19 protein-coding genes are annotated in these 20,088 nt (G+C 60.1%); 15 read left to right on the top strand and 4 right to left on the bottom strand.

All coding sequences use genetic code 11. The features are described from left to right. Positions 1 to 50 precede the first annotated feature (50 nt). The 3 genes from CKALI_RS09720 (at position 51) to groL (ending at position 2,602) form a co-directional block, all read left to right on the top strand. On the top strand, positions 51 to 470 hold the full coding sequence (locus tag CKALI_RS09720; RefSeq protein WP_156193161.1) for a hypothetical protein: 420 nt from the start codon (positions 51 to 53) through the stop codon (positions 468 to 470). 217 nt (positions 471 to 687) lie between these two features. Next, positions 688 to 981 carry a co-chaperone GroES gene (gene groES / locus CKALI_RS09715; protein WP_156193160.1) on the top strand — a complete coding sequence of 98 codons (294 nt, stop codon included), beginning with the start codon at positions 688 to 690 and terminating at the stop codon, positions 979 to 981. 7 nt (positions 982 to 988) lie between these two features. After that, the gene (gene groL / locus CKALI_RS09710; protein ID WP_156193159.1) at positions 989 to 2,602 is read left to right on the top strand and encodes a chaperonin GroEL; all 1,614 of its coding nucleotides are present in this window, start codon (positions 989 to 991) and stop codon (positions 2,600 to 2,602) included. Positions 2,603 to 2,677: 75 nt separating this feature from the next. On the opposite strand, the gene CKALI_RS09705 is transcribed toward groL, so the two are convergent. Beyond that, positions 2,678 to 2,977: a WhiB family transcriptional regulator gene (locus CKALI_RS09705; protein ID WP_156193158.1), complete on the bottom strand. Its 300-nt coding sequence runs from the start codon at positions 2,975 to 2,977 to the stop codon at positions 2,678 to 2,680. A 288-nt stretch (positions 2,978 to 3,265) separates the two neighbouring features. Here CKALI_RS09705 and CKALI_RS09700 point away from each other — a divergent pair, with 288 nt between their 5' ends. Both CKALI_RS09700 and CKALI_RS09695 read left to right on the top strand, forming a co-directional pair. Next, positions 3,266 to 3,829, top strand: a complete 564-nt coding sequence (locus tag CKALI_RS09700; protein WP_156193157.1) for a sigma-70 family RNA polymerase sigma factor — start codon at positions 3,266 to 3,268, stop codon at positions 3,827 to 3,829. Next, complete coding sequence (locus CKALI_RS09695) at positions 3,830 to 4,642, top strand: hypothetical protein (RefSeq protein WP_156193156.1); 813 nt, start codon at positions 3,830 to 3,832, stop codon at positions 4,640 to 4,642. It abuts the gene before it with no gap. A gap of 58 nt (positions 4,643 to 4,700) precedes the next feature. On the opposite strand, the gene CKALI_RS09690 is transcribed toward CKALI_RS09695, so the two are convergent. Beyond that, on the bottom strand, positions 4,701 to 5,075 hold the full coding sequence (locus tag CKALI_RS09690) for a DUF5319 domain-containing protein (protein ID WP_156193155.1): 375 nt from the start codon (positions 5,073 to 5,075) through the stop codon (positions 4,701 to 4,703). An 82-nt stretch (positions 5,076 to 5,157) separates the two neighbouring features. Here CKALI_RS09690 and guaB point away from each other — a divergent pair, with 82 nt between their 5' ends. From guaB to CKALI_RS09670, 4 genes are all read left to right on the top strand, one after another. Further along, positions 5,158 to 6,684 (top strand): IMP dehydrogenase, encoded by a 1,527-nt coding sequence (guaB, locus tag CKALI_RS09685; RefSeq protein ID WP_231580456.1) that lies wholly within the window; start codon positions 5,158 to 5,160, stop codon positions 6,682 to 6,684. A gap of 10 nt (positions 6,685 to 6,694) precedes the next feature. Further along, complete coding sequence (locus CKALI_RS09680; protein WP_156193153.1) at positions 6,695 to 7,846, top strand: GuaB3 family IMP dehydrogenase-related protein; 1,152 nt, start codon at positions 6,695 to 6,697, stop codon at positions 7,844 to 7,846. Between the two features lie 77 nt (positions 7,847 to 7,923). Beyond that, a complete protein-coding gene (gene guaA / locus CKALI_RS09675) occupies positions 7,924 to 9,480 on the top strand; it encodes a glutamine-hydrolyzing GMP synthase (protein ID WP_156193152.1) in 1,557 nt (518 codons plus the stop codon). A 113-nt stretch (positions 9,481 to 9,593) separates the two neighbouring features. Next, on the top strand, positions 9,594 to 10,265 hold the full coding sequence (locus CKALI_RS09670; RefSeq protein WP_197079681.1) for an SDR family NAD(P)-dependent oxidoreductase: 672 nt from the start codon (positions 9,594 to 9,596) through the stop codon (positions 10,263 to 10,265). A gap of 146 nt (positions 10,266 to 10,411) precedes the next feature. On the opposite strand, the gene CKALI_RS09665 is transcribed toward CKALI_RS09670, so the two are convergent. Next, positions 10,412 to 11,389, bottom strand: coding sequence for a PspC domain-containing protein (locus CKALI_RS09665; protein ID WP_156193151.1), 978 nt, complete (start codon positions 11,387 to 11,389; stop codon positions 10,412 to 10,414). 85 nt (positions 11,390 to 11,474) lie between these two features. Here CKALI_RS09665 and CKALI_RS09660 point away from each other — a divergent pair, with 85 nt between their 5' ends. From CKALI_RS09660 to CKALI_RS09645, 4 genes are read left to right on the top strand one after another with little or no spacing between them, the layout of a single operon-like run. Beyond that, a complete protein-coding gene (locus CKALI_RS09660) occupies positions 11,475 to 12,635 on the top strand; it encodes an ATP-binding protein (RefSeq protein WP_156193150.1) in 1,161 nt (386 codons plus the stop codon). Further along, the gene (locus CKALI_RS09655) at positions 12,635 to 13,282 is read left to right on the top strand and encodes a LuxR C-terminal-related transcriptional regulator (RefSeq protein WP_197079803.1); all 648 of its coding nucleotides are present in this window, start codon (positions 12,635 to 12,637) and stop codon (positions 13,280 to 13,282) included. The genes CKALI_RS09660 and CKALI_RS09655 overlap by 1 nt, the downstream gene beginning before the upstream one ends. A gap of 51 nt (positions 13,283 to 13,333) precedes the next feature. Further along, positions 13,334 to 14,011 carry a hypothetical protein gene (locus CKALI_RS09650; protein ID WP_197079680.1) on the top strand — a complete coding sequence of 226 codons (678 nt, stop codon included), beginning with the start codon at positions 13,334 to 13,336 and terminating at the stop codon, positions 14,009 to 14,011. Positions 14,012 to 14,019: 8 nt separating this feature from the next. Next, positions 14,020 to 15,516, top strand: coding sequence for a DNA polymerase Y family protein (locus tag CKALI_RS09645; protein ID WP_197079679.1), 1,497 nt, complete (start codon positions 14,020 to 14,022; stop codon positions 15,514 to 15,516). Here CKALI_RS09645 and CKALI_RS09640 read toward each other — a convergent pair. Further along, positions 15,513 to 16,130 carry an AMIN-like domain-containing (lipo)protein gene (locus CKALI_RS09640; RefSeq protein WP_197079678.1) on the bottom strand — a complete coding sequence of 206 codons (618 nt, stop codon included), beginning with the start codon at positions 16,128 to 16,130 and terminating at the stop codon, positions 15,513 to 15,515. The two genes, CKALI_RS09645 and CKALI_RS09640, sit on opposite strands and share 4 nt — an antisense overlap. A gap of 136 nt (positions 16,131 to 16,266) precedes the next feature. Between CKALI_RS09640 and CKALI_RS09635 the strand changes: the two genes are divergently transcribed. Beyond that, entirely contained in the window at positions 16,267 to 17,130 is an 864-nt protein-coding gene (locus CKALI_RS09635) for a sucrase ferredoxin (RefSeq protein WP_156193147.1), read from the top strand. A 5-nt stretch (positions 17,131 to 17,135) separates the two neighbouring features. Further along, complete coding sequence (locus CKALI_RS09630; RefSeq protein WP_156193146.1) at positions 17,136 to 20,069, top strand: FAD-binding and (Fe-S)-binding domain-containing protein; 2,934 nt, start codon at positions 17,136 to 17,138, stop codon at positions 20,067 to 20,069. Positions 20,070 to 20,088 lie beyond the last annotated feature (19 nt).

Below are 20,088 nucleotides of genomic sequence, written 5' to 3'. Positions count from 1 at the left end.
TATGATGGGAACCAGTAATTATCCTTCCCCTAGCTATTGGGAGCATCTTCATGACCCTCGGTTACCTGGTAAATCCTGACCTGACGAGCCGCAAGATCGAATTCGAACTCGAGCACGCCGCTCAATTCCTAGGCCGCATTGACAGTGACCGTGTCTCTGTCGCCTTCCAAGAAGACGGCACCACCCTTGCAGCCCTGTACTCCCCTGATGCCCGCGCAGAGGGTGCAGAGCCAAACCCTGTTGCATCCATGGCAAAGAACGAAGCTGCCACTGGCAACGCTGCTTTCTACACCGACCCAACCTCCGCCATCTGTGGCCCAGTGATCTTCGTTGGAGCCGATGGTGCAGACATCACCGACGCTGAAATCGAGCGCATTCACGACGGTATCCGTGCCGCCCGCCATTACCGCGATGACGAGCCAGAAGACTTCCAGCTCTGGCGCGGCGCAGTGATCAACCTGCACAAGTAGGTTTAGGCGCTTCAGATCTGGCCCCGTTTTGGGATTTTCACCTTGGGTGAATGTCCTGCAACGGGGCCTTTTTTGCATAGGTTTGGCCTTGTGGTTGAGGGCTGGCACTCGTAAGGGTAGAGTGCCAGTAGGTTGTTTAGAACACAGTTGTTCACCCGCGACGACGGCTGTGCAGGCATCGCAACCGGCACATCACAACTCATAAGGAGCTTTAATCGTGGCAAACATCAAGCCTTTGGAAGACAAGATCCTCGTCCAGATCAACGAGGCTGAGACCACCACCGCATCTGGCCTGGTCATTCCAGACTCCGCTAAGGAGAAGCCACAGGAGGCAACTGTAATCGCCGTGGGCGCTGGCCGCTTCGACGAAGATGGCGACCGCATCCCAATGGACGTCAAGGAGGGTGACGTTGTCATCTTCTCCAAGTACGGCGGAACCGAGATCAAGTACCAGGGCCAGGAGTACCTCATCCTGTCTCAGCGTGACGTACTCGCTGTCATTGAAAAGTAGGCCTTAGATGCCAAAACTTATCGCTTTTGACGAGGACGCACGTAAGGGCATTCAGGCCGGCGTTGACGCTCTCGCCGACGCTGTCAAGGTCACCCTCGGCCCACGCGGCCGCAACGTAGTCCTAGACAAGCCATTCGGTGGCCCAACCGTCACCAACGACGGTGTCACCATTGCTCGTGAGATCGATCTGGACGAGCCGTTCCAGAACCTGGGTGCGCAGCTGGTCAAGTCCGTAGCAGTCAAGACCAACGACATTGCTGGCGATGGCACCACCACCGCTACCTTGCTGGCACAGGCCATGATTCAGGAAGGCCTGCGCAACGTAGCTGCCGGTGCCAACCCGGTCGAGCTCAACCGCGGCATCGCCGCTGGTACCGAGAAGGTTCTAGAGCTGCTGCAGGCTCGCGCTACCGAGATCTCCTCGTCGGCCGAGATCGCCAATGTCGCTACCGTTTCCTCCCGAGACCAGGAGATCGGCGATATGGTCGCCGGCGCTATGGACAAGGTGGGCAAGGACGGTGTTGTGACGGTGGAAGAGTCCCAGTCGCTTGAGACCGTGTTGGACGTGACTGAGGGTGTTTCCTTTGAAAAGGGCTTCCTGTCGCCGTACTTCATCACCGACATCGATGCTCAGCAGGCAATTCTGGACAACGCTCTTGTCCTGCTCGTGCGCAACAAGATTTCCTCCCTGCCGGACTTCGTCCCAGTGCTGGAAAAGATTGTGGAGTCGGGCAAGCAGGTACTCATCATTGCCGAGGATATCGAGGGCGAGCCACTGCAAATGCTGGTGGTGAACTCCATCCGCAAGACCCTCAAGGTCGTGGCAGTGAAGTCCCCGTACTTCGGTGATCGCCGCAAGGCATTCATGGATGACCTGGCTGTCGTCACTGCTGCCACTGTGGTTGACCCAGAGGTCGGCATCAACCTCAATGAGGCTGATCTGTCCATGTTCGGTGCTGCTCGACGCATCACCGTTACCAAGGACGAGACCATCATCGTCGACGGTGCCGGAACCGCAGAAGCTGTGGAAGCTCGCCGCGAGCAGATCCGCCGCGAGATCGAGACCACTGATTCCACCTGGGACAAGGAAAAGGCTGAAGAACGCCTAGCCAAGCTCTCCGGTGGCATCGCAGTGATCAAGGTCGGCGCTGCCACCGAGACCGAGGTCAACGAACGCAAGCTCCGCGTCGAAGATGCCATCAACGCTGCCCGCGCGGCCGCACAGGAAGGCATCATCGCTGGCGGTGGCTCTGCACTCGTTCAGATCGCGCAGGAGCTCAAGACCTACGCTGAAGAGTTTGAGGGCGACGCCAAGATCGGTATCCTCGCGCTCTCTCGCGCACTGGTCAAGCCAGCTTTCTGGATCGCCACCAACGCCGGTGTCGATGGCTCCGTGGTCGTAGCCAAGACCGCTGAGTTGCCAAACGGTGAAGGCTTCAACGCTGCTACCTTGGAGTATGGCAACCTGCTGGAAATGGGCATCATCGATCCTGTGAAGGTCACCCACTCTGCCGTGGTCAACGCCACGTCGGTTGCTCGCATGGTACTGACGACGGAAGCTTCCGTCGTCGAAAAGCCTGCGGAAGAGCAAGCTGAGGCTGGTCACCACCACCATCACTAAGCAGTGAGAAAAAGCCGCTTTCCTAGTGTGGGGAAGCGGCTTTTTGCGTGTTGCGTGAAGTGAAGCAGAATTCTGTTAGACAACCATGCGGCGGTTGTTGCGACGAGGGCGCAGGAGAAGATCGCGCTCAGATTCAGAGAGCCCGCCCCAGATGCCGTATGGCTCAGCTACCTCAAGAGCATGGCGGCGGCACTGCGTGAGGACGGGGCACTCGCGGCAGATGGCCTTGGCGCGGTTTTCGCGCTGGGTGCGAGCACGACCGCGTTCTCCGTCAGGGTGGAAGAAAACTGCAGAGTCTTCGCCTCGGCAAGCGCCGTGAAGCTGCCAATCCCAAAAGTCTGCGTTCGGGCCTGGAAGCTGGCTAGGCTGCGGCATGCTAGTTCCTCCTGTAAGTGGATTTTTAACTACGCCAGTGATCTTTAAGCCTTTTGGTAAACAATTGGTGTCGGAGTAAATGAATTCGAGTTGACCTAGCGGTCTTTCAGTTGAATAAATAAGCCTTTAGCTGCATGAATGGCCCCAGGTTAACTGTTGGTGAATTTTTAGGAGGGGGTGCGTTCAGTTACAATTTGATGTAGAAATGCATGGATGGTCACTAATTTGTGATCTAGTGAGTCAAAATGATTAGTTGGGCCTATTGAGCAAACGTGGAAGGTAGCCCTAGTGAATGACTTTGAGCAAGAGCTGGCGGAGCTGGTGCCGCTAGCTGCCGACGGTGACCGTCGGGCGCTCCAACGAGTCATTTCATTGATACACCCGCCGATTGTCCGCTACACCCGTGCCCGCATCGGAGGTGGCAAGCATCCCACGGCAGATGATGTCACGCAGGAAATTCTCCTCGCTGTGGCCACTTCGATTGGCAAGTATGTCGACCGCGGTCGTCCCTTCATGGCCTTCGTCTACGGCATTGCTTCGAATAAAGTAGCCGATGCTCACCGCAGCTTTGCCAAGGATCTTTCCAATCCGACTGATGATGTGCCTGATTCCGCTTTGGATCACGATACTCCTGAAGAATATGCGCTGGTCATTGATGGTAGTAACAGAGTGCACCAACTTCTCGATTCACTTAATGAGAAGGCACGCGAAATTATCACTCTCCGAGTGTTCGTGGGTCTGTCGGCGGAAGAAACTGCCGACATCGTAGGCAGCACTCCTGGTGCGGTGCGGGTCGCTCAACATAGGGCGCTGGCATCACTTCGGAAGCAATTGGATGGACAGGATTTTTAAATGACCGATCGTGGTGAAAAGAAGGGCGCGTCCGAGCAGTTCGATGAACTGTTTGGCACCGACGCTTTTCTTGATGAACTTTCGCGCGGCGTCGATCCGTCTGGCGGCGCCGACCCGCTAGCGGAACTGATGCTTTCGCTGCATCACCAGGTCAATGCGCCCATCCCGGCCGCGCCAGATCTGGATGATCTGCTCCCTGAGGAAGCCTCACCTGTGGTCTCTCTCGACGAACGTCGCCGTCGCCGCAGCGTCAGCCCATTGATGTCTGGCCTTGTCGGCGCTGCTGCCGCCACCATGCTCATTGCCGGTGCCGGGGGAGCGATATACAACGCACAGCCGGATTCCCCACTGTGGGGAGCGAAGACCTCCATGTTCGGCGAGCATGCAGCTGTAGTTGACCTCGCCAGCGCACTGGAGGAAGTGGACAAGCGCCACGCCGAAGGCGATGTCGAAGGCGCAATGCAGGTGCTCGAGCAGGCGCGCATCCTCGCCAACGCTGTGAATTCTCAAGATCGTGCATCCACACAGCGTGCCATTCAGGAACTGGAAGCACGCATCATTGAGGTTCCGACCACCGTAACTCAAGCCGTGCCGACCACTGCTACCTCCGTGGAGACCTCAGTATCCATCACTACGTCACGCGAACCAGCAGAAGTCTTGCCTCCGATCGTGATCACTGAAACTGAGACCGTCACAGAAACTGTGGTGCGCTCGACCACCGTTTCCGTGAGTGTCACGCCTTCAGTAGTGTCCCCGACGCCAACGGCGTCGACAAGCCTGGAGCCCACGGCCACCGTGACCCCGCAGCCTTAACCGGCCATAAACCCAACAACACCCCGCTTCCATGAGGAATGCGGGGTGTTTTGTACTTCTAGGACTTGTGGGCGTCGAGTCCGTCCAAATAACCGAGGCAGTAGTCCCACGGCACGTAAGCGTTGATGTCGGGCTGCGCAGATGGCTCATGCACCGGGCTTTGCTGCCCGCCGAGGAGGGAACGCATGTTGTCCTTCATGATTTCCCAGTTGTAATAGTGAGGCTCATCGCAGTCCTCACAGTAGAAGAAAATGCCCAGGATGCCACGGGGTTCAAGCGCCACCTGGAATTTTTCTAACAAGGTGAGGTCTTCGAGGATATGAGCACGCTCGTCGATGGACAGCGGCGGGAACTCTTCGTCGGGCTCAAGAAAGGACGCAGGATCATTGGGATCATCTGCGAAAGGGTCAAGAGGCATGCCTTCAAAATTCACAGTCCATACCCTACCTTGAATTACCTCAAATGCTGGGAAAGCACTACTCTAGGAATCAATTGAATGCCTGAAGGAGGACTTGATGACTGACAATCACGTAGCAACCGGTGGGGATGACCCGAATAAGGTCGCCTTGGTGGGCCTGACCTTTGACGATGTCCTGTTGATCCCAGACGAGTCGAACGTTATCCCATCCGATGTTGATACCTCCAGCCAGCTGACCCGTGAGATCCGGCTGAAGACCCCGATCGTGTCCGCTGCTATGGATACCGTCACCGAGGCACGCATGGCCATCGCCATGGCCCGCCAGGGTGGCATGGGTGTGCTGCACCGAAACCTCTCCACCGAGGACCAGGCTGAGCAGGTCGAGATTGTCAAGCGTTCTGAGTCCGGCATGGTGACCAACCCGATCACCTGCACCCCAGACATGACCATCGGCGAAGTTGATGCGCTTTGTGCCCGCTTCCGCATTTCCGGACTGCCAGTAGTTGACGCTGATGGCAAGCTCGTCGGCATTTGTACCAACCGTGACATGCGTTTCGAGAACGACATGACTCGTCGTACCGCCGAGGTCATGACCCCGATGCCACTCGTCGTCGCAGAGGAAGGCGTCTCTAAGGAAGAAGCTCTCTCGCTGCTGTCCTCCAACAAGGTGGAGAAGCTTCCGATCGTCGATAAGGCAGGCAAGCTCGTCGGCCTGATCACCGTCAAGGATTTCGTCAAGACGGAAATGTACCCAGACTCTTCCAAGGACGGCTCCGGTCGCCTGCTGGTTGGCGCAGGTATCGGAACCGGTGAAGACAGCTGGGCTCGTGCGGGCGCGCTTGTCGACGCCGGGGTAGACGTCCTCATCGTGGACACCGCCCACGCCCACAACCGCGGCGTGTTGGACATGGTGTCCCGCGTGAAGAAGGGCTTTGGCGACAAGGTCCAGATCATTGGTGGCAACCTCGCTACCCGCGGCGCAGCCCAGGCCATGATCGACGCTGGCGCAGATGCCATCAAGGTCGGTATCGGCCCAGGTTCCATCTGCACCACCCGTGTTGTTGCTGGTGTCGGTGCGCCACAGATCACCGCCATCATGGAAGCTGCCGCAGCTGCCAAGAAGGCCGGTGTGCCGATCATCGCTGATGGTGGCATGCAGTTCTCTGGTGACATCGCCAAGGCCCTGGCTGCTGGCGCGTCTACCGTGATGCTCGGCTCCATGCTGGCTGGCACCGCCGAGTCCCCAGGTGAGATCGCCGTGGTTAACGGCAAGCAGTACAAGATGTACCGCGGCATGGGTTCGCTCGGAGCTATGCAGGGCCGCGGCCTCACCGGCGAGAAGCGCTCCTACTCCAAGGACCGCTACTTCCAGGCAGACGTTAAGAGCGAAGAGAAGCTCGTTCCAGAAGGCATCGAAGGTCGCGTGCCATTCCGTGGCAGCATCGACACCATCATTCACCAGCTCGTGGGTGGCCTGCGTGCCGCCATGGGCTACACCGGTTCTGCGACCGTCGAAGAGCTGCAGAACGCACGTTTTGTGCAGATTACTGCCGCTGGCCTGCGTGAATCTCATCCGCACGACATTCAGATGACTGTCGAAGCTCCGAACTACTACATGCGTTAGGGAAGTTGAAATGCGAGAAATCGTAGAAATCGGCATGGGGCGCGAGGCTCGCCGCTCCTACAGCCTGAACGACATTTCTATCGTCCCTTCACGCCGTACCCGGTCGTCCAAAGACGTGGACACTACCTGGAACATCGATGCGTACACCTTCGATATTCCAGTCATGTCGCACCCAACGGATGCCTTGGCGACGCCAGAGTTTGTCATCGAAATGGACAAGCAAGGCGGCTTGGGAGTTATCAACGCAGAGGGACTGTGGGGTCGCCACGCTGACCTGGATGGTGCGATCTCTCGAGTCATCCAGATCGCTCGCGAGGAGCTGCTGTCCACGGACATCCTCAGCTCCAAGGCGATCGCTGCTCTCCAGGAACTGCATGCTGCGCCGCTCGACACCGAGCTGCTCTCCGAGCGCATCGCCGAGGTTCGTGCCTCCGGTGCGACCGTGGCAGTACGCGTGTCACCACAGCGTGCCCGCGAACTGGCGCCTGTTGTTATCAAGGCTGGGGCTGAACTGCTCATCATTCAGGGCACGCTCATTTCTGCTGAGCACGTCCAGGCCGATGGTGAACCACTGAACCTCAAGGAGTTCATTGGCAACCTCGACGTTCCTGTGATCGCAGGTGGCGTAGGCGACTACACCACCGCGATGCACCTCATGCGTGCTGGCGCTGCCGGCATCATCGTTGGTGGCGGCGAAAACACCAACGAATTCGCGCTCGGCATTGAGACTCCGATGGCCACTGCCATTGCTGATGCTGCCGCTGCCCGCCGTGAATACCTCGATGAAACCGGTGGACGCTACGTGCACATCATCGCAGACGGTGAGATCGAGAACTCTGGCGACGCAATCAAGGCAATCGCCTGTGGCGCGGATGCCGTAGTCCTGGGCGCTCCGCTGGCACAAGCTGCCGAGGCTGCAGGCAAGGGCTTCTATTGGCCAGCAGTGGCCGCACACCCACGCTTCCCACGTGGCTTTGTCACCGCCGAGAATCTTGAAGACCTCGATAACCAGCCACTTCCTTCTCTGGAAGTCGTGCTGCACGGACCATCCACCGATGCCTTCGGCCACCTCAACTTCGTCGGTGGTTTGCGCCGCGCGTTGGCAAAGTGTGGCTACACCGACCTGAAGAGCTTCCAAAAGGTCGCTCTGAACATTCGCTAGGTCGCAGTAATTTGGAAGGCAGTCCCGCACTGGGGCTGCCTTTTCCCATTAGTGAAACGTGGGATAGACTTTGGGGCGTGAATCCGCAATCTCATCGCCCAGTACTCGTCGTCGATTTCGGCGCCCAATACGCCCAGCTCATCGCACGTCGTGTGCGTGAGGCCCGGATCTATTCCGAGGTCATCCCACACACGGCAACCATTGAGGAAATCAAGGCCAAGAATCCTGCCGCCTTGATCCTCTCCGGTGGCCCATCCTCCGTGTACGAGGAAGGTGCGCCGAAGATCGATGAGGCTGTTTTCGAGCTCGGACTGCCAGTATTCGGCATTTGTTACGGCTTCCAGACCATGACGCACGCCATGGGCGGCACCGTGGCCAACACCGGCAACCGCGAGTACGGCCGTACCGACATGACTGTCACCGGTGGCATTCTCCACGCAGGTTTTGAAGATACCCACAAAGTATGGATGTCTCATGGCGATGCCGTGCACGAGGCTCCGGAAGGCTTCACTGTTACCGCACAGTCCGCTGGTGCACCGGTGGCTGCGTTCGAGTGCGTCGACAAGCGCATGGCCGGTGTGCAGTACCACCCTGAGGTTTTGCACAGCCCACACGGCCAGGAAGTGCTCGTGCGCTTCCTCACTGAGATCGCAGGTCTGGAGCAGAACTGGACCGCCGAGAATATCGCGGAAGAGCTCATCGAGAAGATCAAGGAGCAGGTCGGTCCGGAAGGCCGCGCGATTTGCGGTCTGTCCGGTGGCGTTGACTCCGCTGTTGCCGCAGCTCTGGTGCAGCGCGCCATCGGTGATCGCCTGACCTGTATCCTCGTCGATCACGGCTTGCTACGTGCCGGTGAGCGCGAGCAGGTGGAGAAGGACTTCGTCGCTTCCACTGGTGCCAAGCTGGTTGTGGCTGACGAGCGTGCTGCATTCCTGGACAAGCTGGCCGGCGTGACGGAGCCAGAAGCCAAGCGTAAGGCCATTGGTGCCGAGTTCATCCGCTCTTTCGAACGTTCAGTCGCTGAGGTTCTGGAAGGCGAGGATGTCGGCTTCCTCGTCCAGGGCACCCTGTACCCAGATGTGGTCGAGTCCGGTGGCGGATCCGGTACTGCAACCATTAAGTCCCACCACAACGTGGGCGGCCTTCCTGACGACGTCGAATTCGACCTCGTTGAGCCACTGCGCTCCCTGTTCAAGGACGAAGTCCGCGCCGTGGGTCGCGAGCTTGGTCTGCCGGAAGAGATCGTGAACCGCCAGCCGTTCCCAGGCCCAGGCCTCGGCATTCGCATCATCGGCGAAGTTACCGAAGAGCGCTTGGAGACGCTGCGCGCTGCAGACCTCATCGCCCGTACCGAGCTCACCGCTGCTGGCCTCGACGGCGAGATCTGGCAGTGCCCAGTCGTGTTGCTTGCCGACGTCCGCTCCGTCGGCGTCCAGGGCGACGGCCGCACCTACGGCCACCCAATCGTGCTGCGCCCAGTGTCCTCCGAAGACGCCATGACTGCCGACTGGACCCGCCTGCCTTACGACGTCCTAGAGAAGATCTCCACCCGCATCACCAACGAAGTGCCAGATGTTAACCGCGTGGTGCTGGACTGCACGTCCAAGCCACCGGGAACCATCGAGTGGGAGTAATCCCCACCGTGAATTAAGGCCCCGGCTTCGGATTCTCTCCTAGAGAAAAATCCGAAGCCGGGGCCTTTTTCGCGCGTATTCTTTAGGAATACCATGAAACAAAATCGTGAAAGATGGCAAGCATGAAGATTGTGATCACCGGCGCCTCCAGCGGCATCGGGTTTGAAGCGGCACAGGCCCTGGCAAAGAGAGGCCACGAGGTGTGGGCAGTGGCCCGCTCGGCAGATAAGCTGCGGGAACTCGAGCCGTTCGGCGTGAAGACGCAGGCCATGGACATCACGGACGAGGAGCAGCGTGCGGCCGTCGCTGCGAATGTTGGCACCGTGGACGTGCTGATCAACAATGCAGGATTCGGCTTCTATGGCCCTATGGAAGGGGTCAGCGAGGCCGATGCCAAGTACCAGTTCGACGTCAACGTCTTTGGCCTCAGCGAAATGACAAAGCTCGTGATACCGGGCATGCGTGCACAGGGGAGCGGGCGCATTATCAACATCTCGTCCATGGGCGGGCGCATGGTCATGCCGTTTGGCGGCTGGTACCACGCCTCCAAGTACGCGGTGGAAGCGCTTTCCGACGCGATGCGCATGGAGCTCAAGCCCTTCGGCATCGATGTCATCGTGGTCGAACCGGGCGGAATCAAGACCAATTGGGGTCTGATCACTGCGGATAATCTCGAAAAATCCAGCAAGGACTCTGTCTATCAAGACCAAGCCCAGAAATTGGCGCGGACGTTGCGAAAGGGATATTCCGGTCCGTGGTTGTCGCGGCCATGCCGTCGTCGTTAAGGCGCTGCTCAAAGCAGTGGAAGCAGAAAAGCCCCGCACCCGCTACACGGTGGGTAGGGGTGCGAAGCTGTTGGTAGTGCTGAAGGCGGTGCTGCCGGATCGGGTGTTTGATCGGGTGATATCGCTGGGGTGAAAAGTCCAGCTGCTTAATACTTGATGTTTACACTGCCGATGCCGTTGTCCACCTTGATGGTGAGCACGTGTCCCTCGCCTGCGTTGTGTAGTCCGGGCTGGCAGTTGGTGTCGCCGATGCCGTTGTTGCATTCGACTCGAACCGGCACTTCGTTGGGTAGCTCGATCTGCACGTTGCCGATGCCGTTGTCCACCTTGACGGTGCGGTCCTCGCTGAGTGGTTGTAGGTCGCGCATATTGACGGTGAGGTTGCCGATGCCGTTTTCGTAGACGCGCTGCAGGTCAGCTTCAGTGCGGACGACAGTGGTGACATCGCCTAGGCCTTCTGGAGGTTCGGCGTTGTGATATGCCAGGTTGGCAATTCCGCCGAGACCAGCGAGGACTACGGCAGCTGCCACCCACACCCAGCCGTAGGACTTCTTCTTGGGTGGCTCTGGCGCCATGGTTCCCGGCTCCGGAAGGTGCCACAGCTCAGGCACGGTGCCGAGCGGATCCCACGACGGCGGGGTGGGCATTTGGAAGCCCGGTGCGGGGGCAATAATGCTGTTATCCACCTTCGGCGGCTCCGGTTGCCTGGTGTGGAGGAAGTACCAGAACCCAAAGGCGAGGGCGAGGGAGATCATCGTGCTGCCACTAACAAAGTCTCCGGAGCCGCTTGTGGCGCTGAAGCCGAAGACGAGCAGTGCGACGATGAGCCACCAGCCGGTTTCCTTTTCCTTCTGGTACTGGTCGCTAAGGTTCTTGAGCACCGCCTCAATTGGGGAGTACTGCATGGAGTAACGCGGCATGATCAGCCATGCCACGAGGTAGACGCCTAAGCCACCTCCCACAAGTCCCGCGGCGACGAAGAGGATGCGGATAAGGGTGGGATCGACTTGGTATCGGACACCGATGCCTTCGCAGACACCGGCGATCTTGGCGTTGCCGCCCTGGGAGGCAGGGATGCGGGCGGGGCGGGTGGCCCACATCGTGTTTACCGTGTTCGTGTTCATACTTTTATGTTCGCGCACTCTGACAGCAAAAACATCAGGGTTTACACCGATTTCAAAAGTTCAGGGTCATGCCAAGATATAAGACATGATGTACCCGAAGTTTTATCGGCCGCGTAAGCGTGTGGTGGGAGGCGTGGCCTCCGGACTAGCCGTTCATTTAAAGATGGACGTGCTGACGATTCGCCTCGTGCTGCTCGTCTCTTGCTTGTTCGGCGGTCTTGGCCTGGTGTTTTATATGGGTACCTGGATGATGACGAAGCCGGCGACCGCGGAGCAAGAGGCCTCGTGCGTGATTCCGGAGGGGACCGAGACCCCGAAGGGGCTCAACCTGATCTTCGTTATCGGTGGTATCGCCGCTGCTGTCTTGAGTTTTTCCGCCTTCACGGGTTTCCAGGGATCGACGCTGGTTCCGGCTGTCATTGTGGGCGTGGGCGCACTGGTGGCGTGGCAGGCCTATGACCAAGGCGTGGAAGCGTTGCTGCGACCCCGGAACACCCTGACCATCATGGTGGGCGTGATTTTGGTCTTCGCGGGTATCTTCTTTGTTTCGATCAACTGGGCGGATCCCGCGGTGTTCGGCGCGACGTTTACAGCGGTGCTGTTTACGCTGGTCGGTGCGGCGGTTCTCGCTGTTCCATTGCTGCTGCAGATGTGGCGGCGCCTCACTGAGGAGCGCGATGAGAAAGCAAAGGCCGAAGAGCGCGCCGAGATCGCTTCCCGCATTCACGATTCGGTGTTGCAGACCCTGGCGCTCATCCAGAAGCGTTCGGAGGAACCGATGGAGGTCGCTCGCCTCGCCCGCGGTCAGGAGCGTGAACTGCGCCAGTGGCTTTTCGACGGCAAAACCGCCTCCTCTACCACCGTTTCCCAAGCCTTGGAACTGGCCGCCGGGGAGGTCGAGGATCTCTACGGTATTCGGATTGCCCCGGTCACGGTAGGGGATACCCCGATGACGGATGAGACACAGGCCGCGGTCTTTGCCGCCCGCGAGGCCATGGTGAACGCTGCGAAACATGCGCATGTCAGCTCCGTCGACGTGTATTCCGAGGTCTTCGGGGACCTGGAGATTTTCGTCCGCGATCGTGGGGTGGGCTTCAACATGTCGGACATCGACCCTGATCGCCACGGGGTGAAGGATTCGATTCTGGGTCGTGTGGAGCGGGTCGGCGGCGTGGCCACGGTGAAGTCCACGCCGGGGGAAGGTACCGAGGTGCACATTAAGTTGCCAGTAGACTCAAAGGCATGATTCGTGTCTTCCTCGTTGATGATCATTCCGTGTTCCGTTCCGGCGTGCGTGCCGAGATTTCGGAGCACGTAGAGATCGTCGGTGAGGCAGGCGGCGTAGCTGACGCCATTAAGGGGATCACCGACACCCACCCCGATGTCGTCCTGCTGGACGTGCACATGCCGGATGGCGGTGGCCAGGCTGTGATCGCGGGCGCGCATTTCCCGCGCTATCTGGCGCTGTCGGTCTCCGACGCTGCGGAGGATGTCATTTCGGTGATCCGCGCGGGTGCCCGCGGATATGTCACCAAGTCGATTTCGGGCCCGGAGCTTGTCGACGCCATCCGCCGTGTTCACGAAGGCGACGCCGTCTTCTCGCCGCGCCTGGCAGGGTTCGTGCTGGATGCGTTTGCTGCGCCGGACGCGCACGCTGGTGTGGGTGTGGTTGATGAGCAGCCGGAGCAGCCGGAGTTGGTGGATGCGCTGACGCGCCGGGAGCTTGAGGTACTGCGCCTGCTGGCCCGTGGTTACACCTACAAGGAAATCGCCGCTGAGCTGTTTATTTCGATCAAGACGGTGGAGACGCACTCGTCGAATATTCTGCGTAAGACGCAGCAGTCGAATCGTTATGCGCTGACGCGCTGGGCGCAGCGCTACGACTTGGCCTAGACATCACCTAGGCACTTGAACTGAGCGGGTTATTCCGCCATACTATTCCTTGTGTCGGGAACAAGTGTTCGAAAGGATGTGGGGGCGGATCTGTCTGGGTTAAGCCGGGCTGATCGCGTCGCTGTCCTTCGCGCGCGCATGGATGCTGTGGGGGCAATTCCCGCTCCAGAAGTCCTGCCTGAAGAGGGCATTCCTGGTCCGGTGGGCTTGGGAGTGAACTTTCCGCGCAGGGTGGTGCTGCAGTGCAGCGATACGCCCGCATTTGTCATTGAGATCGTTCGAACAGCAGTGCAAGATGGCAACTTTGTAGCCGTGGTGGGCTGGCCGGACTTGCTACTGACAGAGATTGGCCAGGGGCTGGAGAAAGTGGTGGCGGTCCCGGATCCGGGCGTGGAACCGCTGAACACGGTAGCTGTGCTGTGCGAAGGCATGGACTTAGTTGTCTACCGCTCTGAGGTTCAGCTGAGTCTTTCGCCGGTGCGGGCTAGGCCGCTGCTAGGCAAGCTTCGCAAGGGGAACGCGGCGTTGTTGCTGGTAGGCCTTACTGCCCCGTCCCCGCATGTGGTGATGGATGCCAAGGTGCGCGGCTTCCATGGCATTGGCCCCGGTACCGGTAGGATCCGCGGGTTTCAGATCCAGGTGCAGCTTCGCGCCAAGACAGGCGTGAGCACACGTGTGGTGCAGGTCGGCGAGCCGGGGCATAAAAAGACGCGGCTGCGGGTGGTCTAATGCGGGTCATGGCAGTGTGGTTCCCGGATTGGCCCACGCATGCCGCGGGGGTCATGGCGGTATCGCAGCAGCACCGGGTACGGGCGTGCAGTTCTTTCGCCCGCGCCAAAGGAATCAGGCGTGACATGCGGGTGCGTGAAGCACAAGCGCTCTATCCGGCGCTCACGCTGGCGGAGTGGGATGCGGATCGGGATGCCCGCGAGTTTGAGCCGGTGGTGCGGGAACTCGAAGAGATCGCCCCCAGCGTGGAGGTGCTGCGACCTGGCCTGGTTGTGATCGATGCCGGTGCCGCCGGCAGGTTTTACGGTAGTGAAGACAAAGCCGTGCAGCTCCTCGCCGATGCCGCCTCTCTCAAGGGCGTGGACTGCATGATCGGCATCGCAGACACCATCACCACCGCGATCATCGCCGCGCGGCAAGGCGCAGCGGTGCCACCGGGGGAGTCTCTGGCGTTCCTGAAGGATCAACCCCTAGGGGTACTGAAATTCGAAGAAGCACTCGGCTGCGAGGCGGAAACGCTCGATGCGCTAGGCATGCTGGGGATTCGGACGCTCGGCGAACTGGCGCAACTGCCACCTTCGGCCGTCGTTACGCGCTTTGGGCGGGCGGGGCTCACCTGCCAGCGCATTGCCCTGGGGCGGGAGGAACGGAAGGTCGCGCCGGAGCTGCCCACTACGGACCTGCGGGTATCGCTCACCCCGGAGGAGGCAATCACCCGCGTTGATGAAGCGGCGTTCCTTGCGCGCACCCTGGCAGCCCAACTGCACGAGAAGCTGCAGCGCGCAGGGGTGGTATGCCAACGTCTGAAGGTGATTGCGGAAGCGGATGTGGCTATTGAGCGGGTGTGGCGCACCCGTGAGCCGCTCACGGAGTCTGCGACGGCGGATCGGGTGCGTTGGCAGCTCGATGGATGGCTGAGCGCGCGGCAGATCCCGGGGATCGTGACGCTAGCTCTCGAGCCGCTGGAAGTGAGCTCGCCTGGGGCGGGCGCCGGGCTGTGGGGTGCGGTGGATGAGCGTGCTGAGCAGGTTCGGCGCGTGGTGGCGCGGGTGCAGTCCCTCTTAGGGACGGATGCGGTGCTGCAGCCACGTCTTGCCGGTGGTCGGGGGCCGGCCGAACGCACGGAGCTGATCCCCTACGGGGAGGAGGTCACGCCGCGTCGCGCTCCGGGGACGTGGCTGGGGGTGCTGCCGTCGCCGTTGCCCGCGCGTGCAGCTAGCCATCCCGCCACCAAACTGCAGCTTCTCGACGCCACTGGCACGGCTATCCACGTCACTGCGGACGCGATCCTCAGCGCTACACCTGCGTGGCTTGTGCGAGGACACCATCGTTGGGAGGTGACAGCGTGGGCCGGGCCGTGGCCGGTAGATGACCGGTGGTGGGATCCAGACGTGGCGCAAAAGTACGCGCGGATGCAGGTCGTGGTGGTGCAAGAGGATACCCCGCGGGCCTTCTTGATTGTGTGGCTCGCGGGGCAGTGGCGCGTGGAGGCGACGTACGACTAGTTCTCGGTGAAGTCGATGACTAGGCGCTTGGGGTCTTCGAGGTAGGAGACGGAGTAGGGGCGGGGGCTGCCTTTCAGTCCGATGACGAACTGGGAGCGGCCCTCGAACGTGCCACCGGAGATGACTTCAGCCACGGCAGGGCCGGAGCCAACTGTAGCTGGGAGGTCGGTGGCTTCGACACCGATCTCGAAAGGGTAGGTGGTGCCGTCGATGTTGACGTTGAGGAAGGTATCGCCGGAAACTTTGAGCTCTTGGCCGCTAGCTTGCTGCTGTGGGAGTGGAACGTAGTCGATGTGCCACCCAGGTTTACCTTCGCCGGTGAGCTCGATGACCACGCGGTCAAACCCCTGGTGGGTGCCGGTACGCATGGCAACAGGGACCAGCTTCGCTGGGACTTCGACAGGCTGGGTCTTCATGGTGGAGTTAGCCTGGCCTAGCGGGGCAATGTTCGACGTGCTGGACTGTTGGGAGTCACTGGTGAGGGACTGCTTTTGGATCTGAGTTGGTCCGCCGGACGATGTTTCGTCGGAGTCGCACGCAGCGATACCGACGGCGCTCAGGCCAATCGCAGCCACGAGGGCAGCGGTACGGATAGGGAGAGAAACAGCAGTCATGGCTTCACCGTAGCTAGTTGTGAGTCAAAATTGGGACAGTCGCAGGAAATGTTGTGAAACGGTAATAACAACTTTCACTTTAGCAACAGTTAGGGTTGCCTTTCCTGTCTGCTGGGCAACCGGCTAACCTGGGAGTATGACTCCCGAAGTTCTCTGCTCAGACCAGCGCGTAGAGCCCCTGCCCGGCACGGCAAAAACCGGGACAGTTTTCATTGCCTTTGAACACGCCCTCGGCTGGGGCCACGACATCATGGATGGCGATGCGTTCGGCCCCGAACTCACAGCTCGTGTGGCAGAGTTTCTCCACCGCACCGGGGCTAGCTTGCAATTGATCCGCAAGCCTGGCCGCGAAGGGCAGCAGCGCAGCATTCGCAGTGTTTTCATCGCTTTTGTGGAACAAGGCTACGTGGAAAAACTCTCTCTTCGCTCGATCGAAGAGTTGCTCGACTTGGATATCAGTGCCCCCGGCACTTCCGGTGGCGAACCAGTGAACCATCCGGTCGTTCTCGTCTGCACCCACGGCAAACGCGACCGCTGCTGCGCCCTCAAGGGTCGGCCACTGGCTGCTTACCTGGACCAGACCTTCCCGGGAGAGAACATTTGGGAATCCTCCCACACCAAGGGGCACCGCTTCGCGCCGTCGATAATAGCGCTGCCCTGGGGGTACTCCTTCGGGCACTTAGCCGAGCGCCCTGCCACCGACATGGTTCGCTACCTGCAGCGGGGTGAGCTCTTCCTCGCCGGCAATCGCGGCCGCAGCTGCTACGCTGCGCCTGATCAGGTCGCTGAGCTGGCTGTGGCCACGCACCTGGTCGAATCAGGTGAGCGCGTGCTGCTCGGCTCGCTGAGCGCGACTGGCGGGCTCGTCACACATGCCGACGGTCGCCGTTGGGAAGTCGAGCTAGGACAACGGCCCGTTGAGGGGATCATTTCCTCGTGCGGGGATCTACCCAAAAATGGGAAAACTATCGTTGCCGAGGGAATAAAACAGGTACTTTAAGGGGCATGAAGCAGCTCTTTACCCTCGATACGTCCAAAATCGGCAAACCAGCAGGAAATGAAAGAGAATTCCCGGACCGAGTCCCGGAAGAGCTGGCAGCGGGTACTCCGGAGCAGCTTAAAAGCGCTCTTATTGAGCTCCTCGGTGAAGAACAAGTTCACTCACGCGCTTTGGACCTCGTGCGTTATGCCTCCGACGCCGGACACTACCGGCTCATTCCGCAGGTGGTGGTCTCCCCACGCGATATCAAAGACATGCAGCAGTTGCTTGCCTACTGCCGCGATCACGGTCGCCACCTCACCTTCCGCTCCGGTGGATCCTCACTCAATGGGCAGGCACAGGGCGACGACATCCTGGTGGACGTGCGATCGAACTTTCGTGGCATCGAGGTCCTCGGCGAAAATGTGTATGTCCGCCCGGGTGAGACCCTGACTGCGCTGAATGCGGTGCTGGCACGCTCGGGGCGTCGCTTTGCTCCCGACCCAGCTTCGGCCGTCGTCGCCACGATCGGCGGCATCCTCTCCAATAACTCCGGCGGTATGCGCTGCACGGTAGATCAGGATTCGTACCACTCGATCCGCGAAGCGACCATCGTGCTGCCGTCGGGAACGGTCGTCGATACGCGCGCTGCCAACGCCGACGAAGCACTCGCCACCGCTGAACCAGAGCTGGTGGCGGGCCTGATGGACATCCGCGCGCGGTTGCTTGCCGACGACGCCCTGGTCGCCCGACTACGCCGCAAATTCTCCATCCGCAACACCAACGGCATCCGCCTCGATGCATTCCTGGATGCAGATACACCGGTCGGTATTCTCCTCAAGCTGATGGTGGGGGCCGAAGGCACGCTGGGATTCATCGCCGACGCAGAGCTGGCCACCTTGCCACTGCCGACGGCAAAGACCGTGACCTGGGTGATGCTGCCGACGCTGGCCTCGGCGGCGGAATACGTGCCCAAGCTCATGGCTGCGGGAGCTGCTGCCTGCGAAATCTTGGTCAGCCCGGTGCTGCGCGAATCGGTCGGCAACTTCAAGGGCGCCGACCCGCAGTGGCAGGAACTCGACGATGATGCCTCCGCGCTGCTGCTCGAAATCGCTGGCCTGGATGAGGCAGATTTGCAAGCCAAGATTGACGCCGCTCGCGCTGTGCTTGCCGACGCCCCACTAACCGAGCCACTCGATTTCATGCGCGACCAACGCGACATCGACCTCGCCTGGCAGATCCGTGGTGGCCTGTACCCGCTGTTCGGCAAGCAGCGTCGGGAAGGCACCGCGCTGATCACTGAGGACGTGTGTTTCCCGCCTGCTGAGGTAGGCGAGGCCGCCAAAGACCTCATGGCGCTACTGCGCGAGCATGGCTATCCAGAGATGGTCATGGGGCACGCTGCCTTCGGCAACCTGCACTTCTTTATGACCCCCGCCTTTGACGACGCAGAAGAAGTCGCCTCCTACGAAACCTTCATGGATGCCCTGGTAGAGCTGGTTCTCGACCGCTACGACGGCTCCCTGAAAGCAGAGCACGGCACAGGTTTTGCCATGGCGCCATACCTGGAACGCGAATGGGGAACCACGCTATTCGGGCTGATGTGGGAGGTTAAAGAACTACTCGATCCCCACGGCATTCTCGCCCCGAACGTCAAGCTCACCCGCGACCAAGACGTGCACATGAAGAACTTCAAGTCTTTCCCGCGCGTCGAAGAAGAAGTCACTCACTGCGTGGAATGCGGCTTCTGCGAACCGGTGTGCCCGTCCCGCAACGCGACCGTCACCCCACGCCAGCGCATCGTGCTTCGCCGCGAAATGGCACGCCAGCCAGTGGGATCTGCACTGCTTAAGGCGCTTTACGACGACTATGGCTACGATGCCATCGACATGTGCGCCGCCGATGGCACCTGCGCCATCTCGTGCCCGATCTCTATTGATACCGGCGCATTGATGAAGAATTTCCGTGTGGCGCAGCAATCGGACGGGGCGAACCAGATTGCCCTCAAGCTGGCCAAGAATTGGGCAGCGGTGGAAAAGGCCGCACGTGGCGGACTCTCTGCCGCAGGAGCTGTGGAAAAGGTGCTGGGGCCTACTTTAGGGTCTACCGTCCTTGGCGCGCTAACTGGCGTAGTGCGCTCTGTCGTTTCCGACGATCTCATGCCTTCCGCGAAAGACGGCTTGCCGCCAGCAGCGTCTTCACTTCCTGCGACTTCTCGTGTCGGCGCCGCTGCGATCTACTTCCCAGCCTGCATCAACCGCATGTTTGGGCGCTCCGGAGATGGCCCGTCACTGCCTGAAACCCTCGTTGCCGTCTCCGCGCGCGCCGGTAAACCGCTGCACATCCCAGGAGACGTCGCTGGGACCTGTTGCGGCACGCCGTTTAGCTCTAAGGGCTTCCGCGATGCCAAGCACTATATGTCAGTGAAACTACTCGAAGACCTGTGGGTGTGGTCCGAATCCGGTTCCTTGCCGATCGTGGTGGATGCCGCTTCTTGTACCCACGGCATGCTCGAAAATGTGCCAGGTGAGCTCACCGCTGAGCAACTGTCGCGGTGGGAGAAGATCCACGTGATGGATGCGGTTGAATGGGCTGCTACGTTGTTGCCTACGCTCGCGACCAGCCACCCAGTCGGCCGCGTGGCGGTGCACCCGAACTGCTCACTGCAGCACATGGACCTGGTGGGTCAGTTGATGGAGGTGGCGTCCTTTGCCTCGGACGACGCTTTCATCCCGCTCGGCGCCACTTGCTGCGGCACTGCCGGCGACCGTGGTTTGCTCCACCCAGAACTGTTGGAATCTGCCACCGAGGATGAGCGAACCGGCTTGGCATTGGCGTTGGAAGATGGGCCTATCGACGCCTTCGTCTCCGCCAACCGCACCTGTGAAATGGGCATGGAACAAAAGACCGGCTACGACTACGAACACGTCATCTACCTGCTGGACCAGGCGACGCGTTAGGTTTGGGAAATCTCAGTAA

Origin of the sequence: Corynebacterium kalinowskii (genome assembly GCF_009734385.1) — a bacterium.
Classification (GTDB): domain Bacteria; phylum Actinomycetota; class Actinomycetes; order Mycobacteriales; family Mycobacteriaceae; genus Corynebacterium; species Corynebacterium kalinowskii.
Note: the sequence above shows the minus strand (reverse complement) of the source record. Positions and strands in the feature narration are given on the sequence as shown.

What these genes read in the sequence shown, in the direction of transcription:
- CKALI_RS09720 (WP_156193161.1), top strand. Translation starts at nt 51, where the DNA reads ATGACCCTCGGTTACCTGGTAAATCCTGACCTGACGAGCCGCAAGATC.
- groL (WP_156193159.1), top strand. Translation starts at nt 989, where the DNA reads ATGCCAAAACTTATCGCTTTTGACGAGGACGCACGTAAGGGCATTCAG.
- CKALI_RS09705 (WP_156193158.1), bottom strand. Translation starts at nt 2,977, where the DNA reads ATGCCGCAGCCTAGCCAGCTTCCAGGCCCGAACGCAGACTTTTGGGAT.
- CKALI_RS09695 (WP_156193156.1), top strand. Translation starts at nt 3,830, where the DNA reads ATGACCGATCGTGGTGAAAAGAAGGGCGCGTCCGAGCAGTTCGATGAA.
- guaB (WP_231580456.1), top strand. Translation starts at nt 5,158, where the DNA reads ATGACTGACAATCACGTAGCAACCGGTGGGGATGACCCGAATAAGGTC.
- CKALI_RS09680 (WP_156193153.1), top strand. Translation starts at nt 6,695, where the DNA reads ATGCGAGAAATCGTAGAAATCGGCATGGGGCGCGAGGCTCGCCGCTCC.
- CKALI_RS09670 (WP_197079681.1), top strand. Translation starts at nt 9,594, where the DNA reads ATGGCAAGCATGAAGATTGTGATCACCGGCGCCTCCAGCGGCATCGGG.
- CKALI_RS09665 (WP_156193151.1), bottom strand. Translation starts at nt 11,389, where the DNA reads ATGAACACGAACACGGTAAACACGATGTGGGCCACCCGCCCCGCCCGC.
- CKALI_RS09660 (WP_156193150.1), top strand. Translation starts at nt 11,475, where the DNA reads ATGATGTACCCGAAGTTTTATCGGCCGCGTAAGCGTGTGGTGGGAGGC.
- CKALI_RS09645 (WP_197079679.1), top strand. Translation starts at nt 14,020, where the DNA reads ATGGCAGTGTGGTTCCCGGATTGGCCCACGCATGCCGCGGGGGTCATG.
- CKALI_RS09640 (WP_197079678.1), bottom strand. Translation starts at nt 16,130, where the DNA reads ATGACTGCTGTTTCTCTCCCTATCCGTACCGCTGCCCTCGTGGCTGCG.
- CKALI_RS09635 (WP_156193147.1), top strand. Translation starts at nt 16,267, where the DNA reads ATGACTCCCGAAGTTCTCTGCTCAGACCAGCGCGTAGAGCCCCTGCCC.
- CKALI_RS09630 (WP_156193146.1), top strand. Translation starts at nt 17,136, where the DNA reads ATGAAGCAGCTCTTTACCCTCGATACGTCCAAAATCGGCAAACCAGCA.